This is a genomic window from Neobacillus sedimentimangrovi (assembly GCF_010614825.1).
In the GTDB taxonomy this organism is placed as follows: domain Bacteria; phylum Bacillota; class Bacilli; order Bacillales; family Cytobacillaceae; genus Neobacillus; species Neobacillus thermocopriae.
Map to the genome: position 1 here is coordinate 38,403 of NZ_JAAFZF010000019.1, position 14,958 is coordinate 53,360.

Consider the following 14,958-nt stretch of genomic DNA (forward strand, 5'->3'; position numbering starts at 1 on the left):
TAACCTCACTCGCCTTTCTCTAAACTTTGGAACGTTTTTTCCAATGCTATCATACATTCGTTTATTTCTTCTTGTGTTACATTTAGTGGAGGCAAAATCCGTACCACCTTTGGACCCGCAGTTAAAATTAAGAGATTATATTGGATGGCCTTTTTAACAATGGCTAATGCATCTGTTCCAACCACCAAGCCCTTTAATAATCCTTTGCCACGGATCTCTTTAATACAAGTGTACTTCTTCTTCAGACTTTCAAGCTGCTGGTCGAGGTACACTGAAATTTCTTTCACGTGTGTCAGTATATTGCTCTCAAGTAAGTATGAGATCGTTGCTATCCCAGCTGCCGTGGCTAAGGGATTCCCCCCAAAGGTACTGCCATGTGTGCCAGGCTCGAAGCCCTTTGCTACTTTTTCTTTGGCAATGATCGCTCCGATTGGGAATCCAGAACCGAGTCCTTTAGCTAGACTAATCACATCCGGTTGAATGGAGTATTGTTGATAAGCAAAAAGGGTTCCCGTTCTTCCCATTCCCGTCTGAATTTCGTCAACCATCAAGAGAATGTCGTTTTCTTTACAAATTTGGGATAGCTTTTGCACCCAAGTTGGTTCAGCTGGTATGACGCCTCCTTCTCCTTGAACAAGTTCAAAAAGAACCGCTGCCGGTTTGATAATGCTTAATTCTTCAAGTGATGCCACATCGTTAAACGGAAGATAACTGAATCCAGGCATTAAAGGGGCAAAACCATGTTGAATTTTTTCCTGACCAGTAGCAGTTAAAGTAGCTAATGTTCGTCCATGGAAGGATTGCTGAAAGGTCACAATTTGAGCAGAATTGCTTCCCTTCACTTTGCTTGCATATCTTCTTGCAAGTTTAATTGCTGCTTCATTTGCTTCCGCCCCACTGTTGCAAAAGAAAACTTGATCACCGCAGGAATTAGCTGTTAGTAAAGCGGCAAGCTTTTCTTGATTTGGAATATGATAAAGGTTAGAACAATGCCATAAATTCTGCAGTTGTTCCTCCAGTGTTTCTTTTACTACATCCGGAACATGCCCTAGATTGCAAGTGGCGATTCCGGAAGTGAAATCTAAAAATTTGGACCCTTTGTCATCCCACACATAACTCCCTTTCCCTTTTACAAGGGTAACTGGGAAACGAGAGTAGGTTGGCATAATGGGCGTTGCCATGGAGATGGAATTATTTGATGTCATCATGCAATCTCCTCTTCCAGTACAATTTTTGTACCAATTTTTTTACCGTTCACGTAATCAATCAAACTACTTTTTTCTAAACCACTAATGATGGCCACCTCATGGATGTTATGGACAAGCCCATCGATTGCCGCTTTTACCTTTGGGATCATGCCACCATAGATGATTTTCTTTTCAATCATTTCTTCGATAACTGCTTTGGATACTTTATCAAGTTTCTGTTTAGTCCCGTTTTTTTCCACTAAGATTCCCGGGATATCACTGATAAAACAAAGATTTGCCTGTAGTGCTTTAGCAATCGCGGAAGCAGCTATATCACCGTTGATATTGTATCGCTGACCAAATGCGTCGATTCCAATGGGGGAAATGACCGGGATGCTTCCTTGAGCAATAATCCCTTCAATTACTAAGTGTTTCACCTCTTCCACTTCACCAACAAAACCTAATTCATTTGCATTTTGAACGGGCTTTGTTTGGAGTAGACCACCGTCAACTCCACTCACGCCGATTGCCGTACCCCCTACTTCAATCAGATTCCGAACAACTTGCTTATTGACCATACCACTCAAAACCATCTCAACAATATCCAAAACATCTTGATTCGTTACCCTCAAGCCATTAACAAATTTCGTTTCAATATTTAAGCTTTTCACTAATTGATTGATCATAGGGCCACCACCATGGACGATAATGGGTGTCCATTCACCTGTTTGATGGAGGGAAACGATGTCTTCATAAAAGGATCTCGGTAGATTTTCTAACACACTTCCGCCACACTTAATGACTAAGTATTTCATTTCGGTTCCCTCCCTTACGTGCGGTAGGATGCGTTAATTTTCACATAATCATACGTTAGGTCGCATCCCCAAGCAGCAGCACTACAATCTCCTTGATTTAATTCAACGAATATTTGGACATTTTCTTGTTCTAAGTATTCTTTTGCTTCTTCTTCTACAAACACACATGGAAGACCGTTTTCAAATACGGTGATTGGTCCAATTCCTACTTTTACTGTGTTCGGGTCAACAGGAACACCACTATATCCAATGGCTGTCACGATTCTTCCCCAGTTAGCATCTGTTCCATAGATCGCTGTTTTTACCAGATTAGAAGAAATAATTGATTTTCCAACTGCTCGTGCTGCTTCTAAACTATAAGCACCGCTCACATTCACTTCAATGAGCTTTGTTGCTCCTTCTCCGTCTCTGGCAATTTTTTTAGCAAGAGATTCACATACGATTTTTAATCCGCTCACAAATAAATCCCAATCAGGATGTTCTTTTGTCAGTTGGTTATTTTTTGCTAAACCGTTGGCCATGACTAGTACCATGTCATTGGTACTTGTGTCACCATCCACTGTAATCATGTTGAATGTTTGGTTCGTTACATCCTTTAAGGCTGAGACTAGATCATCGTAAGCAATGTTTGCATCTGTTGTGACAAATCCGAGCATGGTAGCCATGTTGGGATGGATCATGCCAGACCCTTTAGCGGCCCCACCGATACTGACAGTTTTGCCATCAATTTTTAATTGGACAGCTGTGTTTTTAACCGTCGTATCTGTCGTCAAAATTGCTTTTTTAAAGTTGTCTTCCTGTTCATATTCTTTCTGTAGAATTTGCTTAATGCCTTGATTGATTTTATCCATTGGCAGTAATTCTCCGATTACACCAGTTGATGTTACTGCAACGAGATGGTCATCAATATGTAGTTCAGCGGCAAAATTTTTCTGCATTTCATATGCATCCATTAATCCTTGTTCCCCAGTACATGCATTTGCATTTCCTGAGTTCACGAGAATGGCTTGAAGCTTTTGCTCTTTGGCAATGCTTTCTTGCGTGACTAATAAGGGGGCTGCCTGAAACACATTTGTCGTATAGACACCAGCTGCAGTTGCAGGGACCTCTGAAACAATATAGCCAAGATCGAGCCGTTTTCTTTTAATCCCACAATGCATGCCACCTGCTTTAAAACCTAACGGTAACGTAACACTTTCTTTCTCAAAAACTACTATTTTTTCACTTGATATCGCTTGAACCAATCTCATTTCCCCCTTTGTAAACAACCATTTTTTTACGGATACATTGGTATATTGATTAATCCTGTGCTTTCATCCCAGCCGAACATCAGGTTTGCATTCTGGATTGCTTGACCAGAAGCACCTTTCATTAAATTATCGATGACAGAGATGATCGTTAAACGGTTAGTACGCTCGTCAACATGTAAACCGATATCACAATAATTACTTCCCCAAACTTCTTTAGTTGCAGGGATCGTCCCTACCGGCCTTACTCGGACAAATGGCTTATTTTTATAAAACTTTTTGTATAACTCATACACTTCTAAAGTTGAAAGGTTTCGCTTAAGGTTTACATACATCGTGCACATAATTCCTCTTGTCATCGGAACCAAGTGGGTTGTAAAAGAAACGGTGATTGGATGGCCGCTTTCCTCTTCTAGAACTTGTTCAATTTCCGGAATATGTTGATGTTTCCCCAACTTGTATGCTTTTAAATTTTCATTTATTTCAACATAATGACTTGTTAATGATAAACCTCTACCCGCACCACTAACACCTGATTTGGCATCAATGATGATTGATTCAAAATCTACTAAGTTTGTTCTTATAATAGGTATGAGTCCTAAATTTGTTGCAGTTGGATAACACCCTGGATTTGCAATTAAGCGTGCATCACTTATTTTTTCAGCGTAAATCTCACTTAATCCATAGATTGCTTGATTTAAATATGCCCGGTCAGCAGATGGATGCTTATACCAACTTTCATATTGTTCCTCGGTTTTTAAGCGAAAATCCCCTGATAAATCTATACATCTTACCCCTTCTTCCATTAGCTCTGGTACCAATCTACTACTTACGCCAGATGGAGTGGCAAGGAAAACAACATCATTTTGTTCAGCTAATGTTTTCGGATCAAATTTTTCTAACGGTTGTTCTAGTATTCCAGTTAGATGAGGGTAAGCCTCACTAAAGCTATTTCCAGCCTGGGAGTTAGATACAACGGTACCAATCTTTAAGTGTGGATGTATCTTTATAAGTCTAATTAGTTCCACTGCTCCATACCCAGTACCGCCGATAACTGCTGCCTTCATTCTTTCTCTCACTCCCGCATCCCTTTTATATTGAATTATTATACATCCAGATATATAAATATTCAATCTATAAATTTAGATTTTTTTCATCTAATCCTAAAATTATTAGGATTTTATTTGGAAACGCTTTCATTTTGTTTTTATAAAATATACAATCTTTATGCAAAATGACCTTAAAAAAGCGTCTCCACTAACAAGTGGAAACGCAGTTATACATTTGATCGTCATCTCATTTATATAAGATTTCCAATACCTTTCTTAATTCTTCAACTGAAATTTGCCCAGGAGCAGAGGAGTTTGTGGCTACTCCAAAGGAAATGGCTGATCCAAAACCACCAAATCGGCTAATTTTTCCATAATCCCCCATCGAAATCGTGATAAATGGTCTATCTGCATATTTCTCATTCATTGTATTTGCCGCTTCTAATAAAGTAATCACATCTCCTGGATGATTAGGCATGACCGCAATTTTCGAAATATCGCCATCAAGTTCCTGTGCTTTACAAAGGCGTGATATGATTTCTTCCTTTGGTGGTGTTTTTTCAAAATCATGATTAGATAATATAACAAATACCCCATTGGAATGAGCGGTATCAATTAACTTTTTTATATCCTGTTCTTCATTAAATAATTCAATATCAATGAAATCGGAAAGGCTCGTCTCCGCCACCACTTTATTAAGCTCCATATAATAACCGTTATTTATTTCCTTTTCTCCTCCTTCACGTTTACTTCTAAACGTGAAAATAATCGGGGTACTGTGAAGAATACTGCGAATTTCGGAAAGTGCCTGTTTAACCTTTTCGATTTTCTCTACCTTTTCAAAAAAGTCAACCCGCCATTCAACCAAATCTACATGAAGTTTTTGAATATATTCCGCTTCCAACTTCAGCTCCTTCAACGTTTTTCCGATCATCGGAACACAAATCTTTGGAGCTCCTTCACCTATGGTGAGACCTTTTACCTTTATGATTTTCTTCATCTTTCCGTCTCACTCCATCTCATTTTATCTATTATATAATGAGCTATTTCTTCAGGAGTTTTCCCATCGGTTTGGATTTTCAAATGATGATTGGCATAAATTACTTGACGCTTCTCAAAAAGCTCTTTCATCTCTTCTATAGACTTTCCTTGTAAGACGGGACGGCTGTCAATAATGAGATTGACTCGCTCAAGCCAGCTTTCAAATGAAACTTCTAGAAAAATGACAAACGTGGATGATAAACAAGCAGTGCGAATTTCCTCTTGTAAAAATGCCCCACCACCTAATGAGAGAACCAGATTCTTTTCTAGCGCCAGACTAGTAATTAAACTTTTCTCCTTTTCTCTAAATACCGCTTCACCTAATTCTTTAAAAATTTGTGAAGTAGGCATTCCCAATTCTTTTTCAATCACTTCATCCGTATCCATAAATTTTCTGCCTAATTTTTTAGCCACTAAATTTCCAACCGTGGTCTTCCCTGCACCCATGAACCCAATAAATACAATACTTTTTTCTAATCCATTAATATCCATAAATACAACCCCTAAATAAAACCTTTATTTGAGTTTATTCGTTGTCAAACTTCTTGACAAGACAAAAAATGACGATTTTTAACAAATAATGCCTGACATCAAAAAGAGACCCCCTCTGGAGTCTCCAAATTTATTGTTTCATTTTTGGATCGAGCACGTCGCGCAATCCGTCTCCCATTAAGTTGAAGCCAAGTACGGTGAGCATGATGGCCATACCTGGGAAGAATAATGTCCATGGTGCTTGAGTAATGTAGTTTTTGGAATCTGCTAGCATTTTTCCCCATTCCGGTTCTGGCGGTTGGGCTCCCAATCCTAGAAAACCAAGTGCTGCTGCCTCAATGATAGCTGTAGCAATTGCTAGTGTTGCTTGTACAATGACCGGGGAAATACTGTTAGGCAAAATGTGTCGGAAAAGGATTCGTGTATCCCTCATCCCTATGGCTTTAGCTGACATAATGTACTCTTCCTGTTTGATACTCAGAACCTTCGAGCGAACTAATCGGCCAAAGTTGGGAACGTTAATCACTGCAATCGCTATCAATGCATTCCTTAATGATGGACCAAGGATGGATACGACGGCGATTGCTAATAGAATACTTGGAAAAGCAAGCATGATATCAAAAATGCGCGAGATAATGGCGTCTATCCAGCGTCCATAATAACCTGCCACAATGCCAAGCAACGTTCCAATCACCACGGAACCTAAGACAGAAAAGAAGCCAACCCATAAAGAAATCCTAGCGCCGTAGAGAATCCTTGAAAAGATGTCACGGCCAAAATCATCTGTACCAAACCAATGTTTGCTTGAAGGCGGCTGCATTCGATCAGTCAAGACTTGCTCCTTAAAGCCATATGGTGCCACCCACGGAGCAATAATGGCAATAATGATAAAAAAGAGTACAATAGTTAAGCCCGCTAAAGCTAATTTATTTTTATAAAACGATTGCCATGCTTCTTTCCATGGAGGTGTCAGCTTTTCCTCAACAGCTTGCATTGTGATTTCTGCTGATGTATTTTTAGCAAGTTCAGCCACATTTAATCCCTCCTATTTGTTGTATTTAATACGCGGATCAATGAAGACATATAACAAGTCGACCAATAAATTGATCAACACGAAAATTGTGGCGATGATTAAGATTCCTGACTGAATGACTGGGTAATCACGATAAGCAATTGCATCATATAAATATCGTCCGATCCCTGGCCAGCCAAAAATCGTTTCTGTTAAAATCGCTCCCCCCAAAAGAAGCCCCGTTTGCAAACCAATCACCGTAAGGACAGGAATAACGGCATTTTTTAAAGAATGCTTGTACACAACCCAGAACATGCTTAATCCTTTAGCTCTCGCTGTGCGGACGTAATCAGATTTCATCACTTCAAGCATGGTCGCACGGGTCATCCTCGCAATGATCGCCATTGGGATAGTAGCAAGAGCCATACTTGGTAAAATTAAATGCTGCACCACGGTCCAAAATTGGTCTGTTCTTCCTTGAAGCAATGTATCTATTAAATATAAGTTGGTGATGGAAGTTACAGGATCTCTGACGTTCTCGCGACCTGTTGTTGGTAGCCAGCCAAGCTCGATAGAAAAAACCCACTGCTCCATCAAACCAAGCCAGAAAATTGGCATGGAAACCCCAATAAGCGCAAAAACCATTGCTGCATAATCAAACCAAGATTTGGAGAACCAGGCACTGATTATTCCTGCATTGACCCCAACAATTACCGCAATGATCATTGCGACCAATGTAAGTTCAAAAGTTGCCCCTAAATACGGCCAAATCTCTTCATTAATCGGTCCTCTTGTCCTTAATGAGGTTCCTAAATCCCCTTGGAAAAGCTGACCAAGATAATCAAAATATTGTATGTACCAAGGCCTGTCCAGACCTAATTCCTTTGTCAATGTGGCAATCGCTTCAGCAGTTGCTCTCTGACCAAGAATAACCTGTGCCGGGTTTCCCGGAATGGCATGAATAATCGCAAAAACTACAAGGGTCATTCCAAAAAGTACTGGTATTAAAGAAAGGACACGGCGAATCGTATATGTTAGCAATTGTTTTCACCTACCTCTTTTTCTTTAAGAAAATGCTAAGAATATGTTTTGTTAACAAAAGGGGAGGAACAGCTCCCTCCCCTTCCAGAAAAGATTATTTAAATTCAACTTTTGTTAATGCTTCTGAGCCAGTTGGGTGTGGCAAGTAGTTCACAACATCTTTTGATGCAGCCAATAATGGAGTGGAGTGAACAAGCGGAACCCACGGCGCATCTTCTTTAATAATTTCTTGTGCTTTCTTGTACAGCTCATTACGTTTTGCTTGATCTGTTTCTGTCTGAGCCGCAATCAATACCTCATGAAGCTCGTCATTGCTGTAATGAGTGTAGTTGTTACTTCCAATACTATCTTTATCAAGCAATGTATATAAGAAGTTGTCCGCGTCCCCGTTATCTCCGGTCCATCCAAGCATGAACATATCAAACTCGCCCTTTGTTGCCTTTTCTAAATATGTGGCCCAGTCAACAGATTGAATTTTCGCTTTAATGCCAATTTTGCTCAAGCTTTCTTGAATGACTTCAGCCACTTTTTGTGCTTCAGGCATGTATGGACGTGCTACCGGCATAGCCCATAAGTCAATTTCAAAACCATTTTCATAACCGGCTTCTTTCAATAAAGCTTTTGCTTTTTCAAGATCATATGGATAATCTTCAATCGCATCATTATACCCTTCAATTGAAGGAGGCATTGGATTCACAGCGGCTTCCGCCTTACCACCATAGAATGCGTCAATAATCGCTTTTTTGTCCACTGCATGATTGATCGCTTGACGAACAAGCTTATTATCCAATGGCTTACGAGTTGTTGTTAAACCAATATATCCAACATTCATGGATGGACGTTCGATTACTTGAAGATTCGGGTTGGATTTAACCGTTTCCTCATCAGAGTTATTTAATCCATCCATTACATCAATTTCACCATTTGCAAGTGCATTAAGACGAGCAGTGTTTTCAGGAATAACTCGGAAAATAATTTTATTTAGCTTTGGTAAGCCCTCTTTCCAATAATCAGGGTTCTTTTCAAGTGTGATTGTATCGTTTTGTTTCCACTCTACGAATTTAAAAGGACCTGTTCCAACCGGATGGCTTCTAAAATCGTCTCCATATTTTTCAACCGCCGCAGGGCTTGCAATACCGAATGGAGACATGGCTAAGTTTTTAAGAAATGGAGCCTGTGGTCTTTTTAATACGAATTGGACTGTATGTTCATCCACTGCTTTTACTTCTTTAATTACATGGCCTTCATCATTCTTATAGCCGCCAAACATGGAATAGTAAGGGAATTTCTCATCATTTCCGTTCATCCAGCGGTTAAAGTTGAAGACAACTGCATCGGCATTAAAATCAGTGCCATCATGGAATTTAACCCCTTTACGAAGATGGAATGTATACGTCAAACCATCCTCCGAAACTTCCCACTTTTCAGCTAGACCAGGATTAATCGTTGTATCTTGATCACCATACTCAACAAGTGTTTCAAAAATGTTTTCAGTAACTTTAAATGCTTCCCCTTCAGTAGTGGTAATTGGGTCAAGGGAAGTGGAGTCTCCACCGCGGCCATAAACAAGAGTATCTTTTTTGGATTGGCCGCCATTAGCAGATTTACCACCGGTTTTTTCATTCGATTTGCTGCTGCAGCCAACAAGGAACATGCTGATGGCTAATAAAGAGATCAACAGCCATTTAAAGGTCTTATTCTTCGTGTTCATTTCTTACCCCCTGCAAACTATATTTTTTATCATAAATGTCGCCTCTCATTTGTTATATAAATGACAGGCAACATAATGACCATTTAGATTATGTTCTTCTGGTCTAGTTGTTTTGCAGATATCCATGCACTCAGTGCATCTTGTATGGAAAGCACAACCTGAAGGCGGATTGGCCGGGCTTGGCAGTTCGCCTTCTATTAAAATAGTTTGCTTCTTCAAATCTGGGTCCGGAATCGGGACAGCAGATAGAAGCGCTTTCGTATATGGATGTTTCGGATTTTCATAGAGTTCTTCGCAATCAGCCAACTCTATTAATCTTCCTAAATACATAACCCCAACACGGTCACTGATATGGCGAACGACGCCCAGATCATGAGCGATAAATATGTAAGTAAGGTTAAACTCCTTTTGGATGTCCTTCATCAAATTGAGAACCTGTGCTTGAATAGAAACATCAAGTGCTGATACAGGTTCATCGGCAATAATTAGCTTAGGTTTGGTCATTAATGCTCTGGCAATGCCAATCCGCTGTCGCTGCCCACCACTAAATTGGTGAGGATACCGCTTAGCGTGATAACTACTTAAACCTACCACTTCAAGCATTTCCTTAACCCGTTTTTTCCGCTCCTCTTTCGACCCTATTCCATGAACAATTAGTGGTTCTTCTAGTATTTGCTCAACCGAATGCCTCGGGTTCAAGGAAGCATATGGGTCTTGGAATACCATCTGAATATCTCGTCGAACCCTTCTTAATTCCGACTTGGACATTTTTGTAATCTCTTTATCTTCAAAAATAATTCTACCGTCACTCGCCTCTATTAAATGCATTAGCAGACGGCCAGTGGTAGATTTACCGCATCCAGATTCACCAACAATCCCCAATGTTTCGCCCTTTTTTACATAAAAAGAGACATCATCAACCGCTTTGACTTCCCCCTGTTTTCTACCTAAAAGTCCGCCTGTGATAGGAAAGTATTTTTTTAGTCCTTTTACCTCAAGAAGTAACTCTGACATGCTCGTCACTCCCCTCCTTAATTGTATGTAGGAAACAGCGCACTTCATGTCCATCATTTTCCGTTTGATGGAGAATAGGGGACTCGTGACGGCACTTTTCAAAAGCATCCGCACATCTGGCAGCAAAACGGCACCCTTTGATAACAGACCCTGGTACCGGAACCGTCCCTGGTATACTGTAAAGGCGGTCTTTTTTCCCTCTTAAGTCTGGAACTGATTTCAACAATCCTCTCGTGTAAGGATGCTGCGGGTCTTTTAATATCTTTCGTACATCCCCCTGCTCGACGATTTGTCCAGCATACATTACAATTACTCGCTCACAAATTTCCGCAACAACCCCCAAATCATGAGTGATAAGGATGATAGATGTATTCGTTTTTTGGTTTAAGTCTTTCATTAATGCAAGAATTTGGGCTTGAATTGTAACATCAAGGGCTGTTGTCGGTTCGTCCGCGATTAACACTCTAGGATTACACGCCATTGCCATGGCAATCATAACCCGCTGCCTCATTCCTCCTGATAACTGGTGAGGATGCTCTATTAAAATCCCTTCCGCTCTCGGAATCCCGACCAGCTTCAGCAATTCTACACTTCTTGCTTTCGCCTCTGCCTTAGAGAGGTTCGTATGTAATCGGATCGCTTCCATCAACTGATTTCCTATAGTAAATAACGGATTTAAAGAGGTCATCGGTTCTTGGAAAATCATTGAAATCTGGTTTCCCCGGATTTTCCGCCATTCTTTTTCAGAAATATTGGTTAAATTCTTTCCATTAAAGATAATTTCGCCTTTTTCAATTTTTCCCGGTGGTGAGGGAATCAGTCCCATCGATGCGAGGGATGTGACACTCTTTCCGCTACCGGATTCCCCGACTATTCCAAGAATCTCTCCTTCTTTTAATTCAAAACTCACTCCGTCAACTGCCGTTACCAATTTTTTTCCGGATTGAAACGATATCTTTAAGTCATTTATTCGAAGAATTGGTTCTTTACTCACATTCACACCTGCCTGAAATTAATTTATAATTCAAAAATATAACAATATAGTAAATTTATATATAATCAGATTATTTTTATTTTTACTTTTTTATCGAAAATTGTCAATAATGAATTTTTAAAAATTTAAAAAATTGGGTATTTTCATTAGAACAGTAAAACGTTAAAGCACTAATGAAAATACCCTCAAAAAGAGATTATATTATTTTAAGAAAAGTTTTTATGAAATATTATTGTTTTATTCCCGTATATACAAGAATAGCCTCTCTTAAAAATTCCGCAGTACCTGGTTGTTCTTTATCATAGTAGGCTTTGAACCTTTCATCGTCTACATACATTTGAGCTAGACCAGCATGGGCTTCTTTGCTATATTCAGGCCAAAAATACATAAGCCATTTTTTATGCAGATCGGCTGCCTTTTGAGCGAGCTCTCCTTTAGGGTCACCCGTTTTGAAGGCTTCAGCCAATGTCTGAGTAACTTGTTTTTCTAAGTGAGTTACTTCTTCATATTGCTCTTTTGTCATATTTCGGAATTTCTCATTAGATTTTTCTACCACTTCTTCCCCATACTTTTCTCGAATTTCTTTTCCATATTTCTTTTCGTTTTCTTCAAGCATTTTATTCTTAAAGCCTTCAAACTTTTCTTTATCCGACATGTGAATTCTCCCTTCTTTTGCAGCGATTGTCTTTTTGACATTCGCAATTAATAAATCTAATTGTTTTCGTTTTTCGAGGAGCTTTTTCAGATGTTCTTCCAGTGCTTTAGCACCATCAAAGGAAGGGTCTGTCATGATCGACTTAATATCATCCAAACAAACACCTAATTCTCGATAAAATAGAATTTGCTGCAAACGGTCCACTTCCCTTTGACCATAAATCCGATATCCTGAAGAATTGATTCTTGCCGGCTTAAGAATACCAATTTCATCATAATATCGAATGGTTCTCGTACTAATACCCGCTAAATTTGCAAGCTTCTGCACTGTATACTCCATCATTTCACCTCCTCTTAAGTACACAATACACCTTTACGCAACGTTAAGGTCAATTAAAAATTAGCCCATTTTATTGATTTTTTTCAAAAAATTAAGAAGGGAACTTCACAAGCGTAATGGAAAAATTAATCCATTCATTTTGTTTCTTTACAGTATTTGTAAGTCTCCATGACCACATACTTTTATAAAAAGTAGGGAAAACAAAATTAAATTGCTGGTTGAAATGATACGAGCCAATTGTGACACAATGCCGGTAATATTTCTTACAGAAATTAGTTTTTGTTCAATCAATCATTTTTAAATAAGAAGATAGCAGTTATGAAACGATATAAAGTAGTACACTCTCATCTTGTTTTCTTAATATAGTAATTATTAGTTGTTTTTACATATTTATTCCAAATATAAAAATCATAAATTCAATATTTTCAATGTAGACACAATAATTAACTAAATATAAACGGAATTATCAATTTTTCCAATATTGGTTTTTATTAATAATTCATTGACGATTCAAATGTTTTTAAATTAAGATAATTATACCCAAATAACATTCATCTTCAGGGGGAATACAAAATGGAAGCTACAATGGATCATCAATCCAAAAAGCACCCACCTGGTTTGTATCTGTTATTTTTGACAGAAATGTGGGAGCGTTTTAGTTATTACGGTATGAGAGCTATTCTTATCCTATATCTAACGAAGTCTTTAGTTAGTGGCGGATTAGGAATGAAAGAAAGTACGGCCCTAATGCTTTACGGATTTTTCACAGGAGCCGTTTATTTTACACCTTTAATTGGTGGTTATTTATCTGACAGATTTTTAGGACAAAGACTTGCTGTCACCATTGGTGGTATTACCATGGCATGCGGAAACCTCGTCCTGTTTGCCCACCAAAGTTTCACCGCCGTTTATATCGGATTAGGATTATTAATTATTGGTAACGGGTTCTTCAAACCAAATATTTCCACTATCGTTGGTGAACTATATGGTCCAAAAGATAAACGTCGGGACGCAGCATTTACGATTTTCTACATGGGTATCAACACGGGCGCATTCTTCGCACCATTAGTCATTGGAGCCATTACAGATAAATGGTTTGCCGTTCAAGCAAACGGAGTTGTTGAATACGGATATAAATATGGTTTCCTTGCTTCAGCAATCGGTATGGTGATTGGACAAGTATTATTTAATGCACTAGGGAATCGATTCTTAGGAGATATTGGTAAAAAACCAGTTGGAAAACCAAAAGTTTCTACTTCAGGAACAGTTGAAAAACAAACTTTGACTAAAGTAGAAAAGAACAGAACAGCGGTCATTTTTATTTTAGCAACATTCGTTGTGTTCTTCTGGGCTGGTTTTGAACAAGCTGGCGGAGCACTAAGCATTTATACAGATAAGTTTATTGATCGTACAATTTTTGGATGGGAAATTCCAACTTCTTGGTTCCAATCGGTTAATCCATTATTTATTATTATCTTAGCACCACTTGTTTCCATGCTATGGGTTAAATTGTCTAATTCGAAACGTGGAGACCTGGCCGTTCCAACAAAAATGGGATTAGGAATGATTATGCTTGGTCTTGGTTTTATTGTCTTATTATTTGCGATCATGCAAACAGGTAGCGATAAAACCAATATTACTGTAAAAGCAAATATCTTATTTATTATTTTCACTTATTTCTTCCATACAATCGGTGAGTTATTCTTGTCTCCTGTTGGTTTATCATTTGTAAGTAAATATGCACCAGTTAAATTTTCATCTTTATTGATGGCTGTTTGGATGGCAAGCTCCTTTGTCGCCAATATTATTGCTGGTCAATTAGGTGCTTTTACTGAAAGTATGGGATACTTTGAAGTATTTTCAGTAATCGGTGTTTCTGTCATTGTTCTTGGACTTATTCTCCTTTCACTTTCTAAGAAGCTTGTGAAAATGTTGGGAGACGATGAAAAAGAAAATATGGAAGAGCAAGTGGCTAAAGCTAACTAATTTATTAAAAACGAAGTCAACCCTATTGGTGACTTCGTTTTTTTATTTCCGATTTAATCTTTTCGGCTCTATAATAAATGTTGGGGTTTTCATACAATTTTGGTCAAAAAAAAGACACGCACCCCCGTCATTCTTTTATACTTGAATTGTCCAGAAACAAGCAAAAAGAATGGAGTTGCGTGTACTATGAATTCTATCATGAATATCCCAGGATTAAAAGGCTGTCAGGTGATAAAAATGGAGGAGCGTAAAGGTAAAATCTTCCTCTATGTGGAAATGGAGCGAAAGCCTCACCCTTGTCCTGACTGTGGTCAGCTCACCAACAAAGTTCATGATTATCGATGGCAAAAAGTTCAACATTTAAAATGGTTTGAA

The 14,958-nt window shown here is 38.7% G+C and carries 14 protein-coding genes; 2 read left to right on the forward strand and 12 right to left on the reverse strand.

All coding sequences use genetic code 11. From position 1 onward, the window contains the following. Nucleotides 1-5: 5 nt before the first annotated feature. From GZA11_RS08535 to GZA11_RS08590, 12 genes are all read right to left on the reverse strand, one after another. On the reverse strand, nt 6-1,205 hold the full coding sequence (locus GZA11_RS08535; RefSeq protein WP_163183470.1) for an aspartate aminotransferase family protein: 1,200 nt from the start codon (nt 1,203-1,205) through the stop codon (nt 6-8). Further along, a complete protein-coding gene (gene argB, locus GZA11_RS08540) occupies nt 1,205-2,002 on the reverse strand; it encodes an acetylglutamate kinase (RefSeq protein ID WP_163183471.1) in 798 nt (265 codons plus the stop codon). The genes GZA11_RS08535 and argB overlap by 1 nt, the downstream gene beginning before the upstream one ends. Before the next feature lie 14 nt (nt 2,003-2,016). Beyond that, nucleotides 2,017-3,252 carry a bifunctional ornithine acetyltransferase/N-acetylglutamate synthase gene (gene argJ, locus GZA11_RS08545; RefSeq protein ID WP_163183472.1) on the reverse strand — a complete coding sequence of 412 codons (1,236 nt, stop codon included), beginning with the start codon at nt 3,250-3,252 and terminating at the stop codon, nt 2,017-2,019. A 26-nt stretch (nt 3,253-3,278) separates the two neighbouring features. Continuing rightward, nucleotides 3,279-4,328, reverse strand: coding sequence for an N-acetyl-gamma-glutamyl-phosphate reductase (gene argC / locus GZA11_RS08550; protein ID WP_231314771.1), 1,050 nt, complete (start codon nt 4,326-4,328; stop codon nt 3,279-3,281). Nucleotides 4,329-4,545: 217 nt separating this feature from the next. Further along, the gene (gene aroD, locus GZA11_RS08555; protein ID WP_038539879.1) at nt 4,546-5,298 is read right to left on the reverse strand and encodes a type I 3-dehydroquinate dehydratase; all 753 of its coding nucleotides are present in this window, start codon (nt 5,296-5,298) and stop codon (nt 4,546-4,548) included. Beyond that, the gene (locus GZA11_RS08560) at nt 5,295-5,831 is read right to left on the reverse strand and encodes a shikimate kinase (protein WP_038539876.1); all 537 of its coding nucleotides are present in this window, start codon (nt 5,829-5,831) and stop codon (nt 5,295-5,297) included. The genes aroD and GZA11_RS08560 overlap by 4 nt, the downstream gene beginning before the upstream one ends. Before the next feature lie 130 nt (nt 5,832-5,961). Next, nucleotides 5,962-6,864 (reverse strand): nickel transporter permease, encoded by a 903-nt coding sequence (gene nikC / locus GZA11_RS08565; RefSeq protein WP_038539874.1) that lies wholly within the window; start codon nt 6,862-6,864, stop codon nt 5,962-5,964. Nucleotides 6,865-6,876: 12 nt separating this feature from the next. Next, nucleotides 6,877-7,884, reverse strand: a complete 1,008-nt coding sequence (locus tag GZA11_RS08570; RefSeq protein ID WP_163183474.1) for an ABC transporter permease — start codon at nt 7,882-7,884, stop codon at nt 6,877-6,879. Between the two features lie 94 nt (nt 7,885-7,978). Further along, the gene (locus GZA11_RS08575) at nt 7,979-9,595 is read right to left on the reverse strand and encodes an ABC transporter substrate-binding protein (RefSeq protein WP_038539868.1); all 1,617 of its coding nucleotides are present in this window, start codon (nt 9,593-9,595) and stop codon (nt 7,979-7,981) included. A gap of 45 nt (nt 9,596-9,640) precedes the next feature. Further along, on the reverse strand, nt 9,641-10,609 hold the full coding sequence (locus GZA11_RS08580; protein WP_163183475.1) for an ABC transporter ATP-binding protein: 969 nt from the start codon (nt 10,607-10,609) through the stop codon (nt 9,641-9,643). After that, the gene (locus GZA11_RS08585; protein WP_038539863.1) at nt 10,590-11,603 is read right to left on the reverse strand and encodes an ABC transporter ATP-binding protein; all 1,014 of its coding nucleotides are present in this window, start codon (nt 11,601-11,603) and stop codon (nt 10,590-10,592) included. Before GZA11_RS08585 ends, GZA11_RS08580 begins: the two co-directional genes overlap by 20 nt. A gap of 229 nt (nt 11,604-11,832) precedes the next feature. After that, nucleotides 11,833-12,597 carry a MerR family transcriptional regulator gene (locus tag GZA11_RS08590; protein WP_038539859.1) on the reverse strand — a complete coding sequence of 255 codons (765 nt, stop codon included), beginning with the start codon at nt 12,595-12,597 and terminating at the stop codon, nt 11,833-11,835. Nucleotides 12,598-13,170: 573 nt separating this feature from the next. Here GZA11_RS08590 and GZA11_RS08595 point away from each other — a divergent pair. Beyond that, nucleotides 13,171-14,583: a peptide MFS transporter gene (locus GZA11_RS08595; protein ID WP_163183476.1), complete on the forward strand. Its 1,413-nt coding sequence runs from the start codon at nt 13,171-13,173 to the stop codon at nt 14,581-14,583. 186 nt (nt 14,584-14,769) lie between these two features. Further along, the coding region (locus GZA11_RS08600) for a transposase family protein (RefSeq protein ID WP_163183477.1) at nt 14,770-14,958 on the forward strand (189 nt) is incomplete at its 3' end.

Coding starts and splice junctions, on each gene's coding strand:
- GZA11_RS08535 (WP_163183470.1), bottom strand. CDS start 1,205: ATGACATCAAATAATTCCATCTCCATGGCAACGCCCATTATGCCAACC.
- argB (WP_163183471.1), bottom strand. CDS start 2,002: ATGAAATACTTAGTCATTAAGTGTGGCGGAAGTGTGTTAGAAAATCTA.
- argJ (WP_163183472.1), bottom strand. CDS start 3,252: ATGAGATTGGTTCAAGCGATATCAAGTGAAAAAATAGTAGTTTTTGAG.
- aroD (WP_038539879.1), bottom strand. CDS start 5,298: ATGAAGAAAATCATAAAGGTAAAAGGTCTCACCATAGGTGAAGGAGCT.
- GZA11_RS08560 (WP_038539876.1), bottom strand. CDS start 5,831: ATGGATATTAATGGATTAGAAAAAAGTATTGTATTTATTGGGTTCATG.
- GZA11_RS08575 (WP_038539868.1), bottom strand. CDS start 9,595: ATGAACACGAAGAATAAGACCTTTAAATGGCTGTTGATCTCTTTATTA.
- GZA11_RS08580 (WP_163183475.1), bottom strand. CDS start 10,609: ATGTCAGAGTTACTTCTTGAGGTAAAAGGACTAAAAAAATACTTTCCT.
- GZA11_RS08590 (WP_038539859.1), bottom strand. CDS start 12,597: ATGGAGTATACAGTGCAGAAGCTTGCAAATTTAGCGGGTATTAGTACG.
- GZA11_RS08595 (WP_163183476.1), top strand. CDS start 13,171: ATGGAAGCTACAATGGATCATCAATCCAAAAAGCACCCACCTGGTTTG.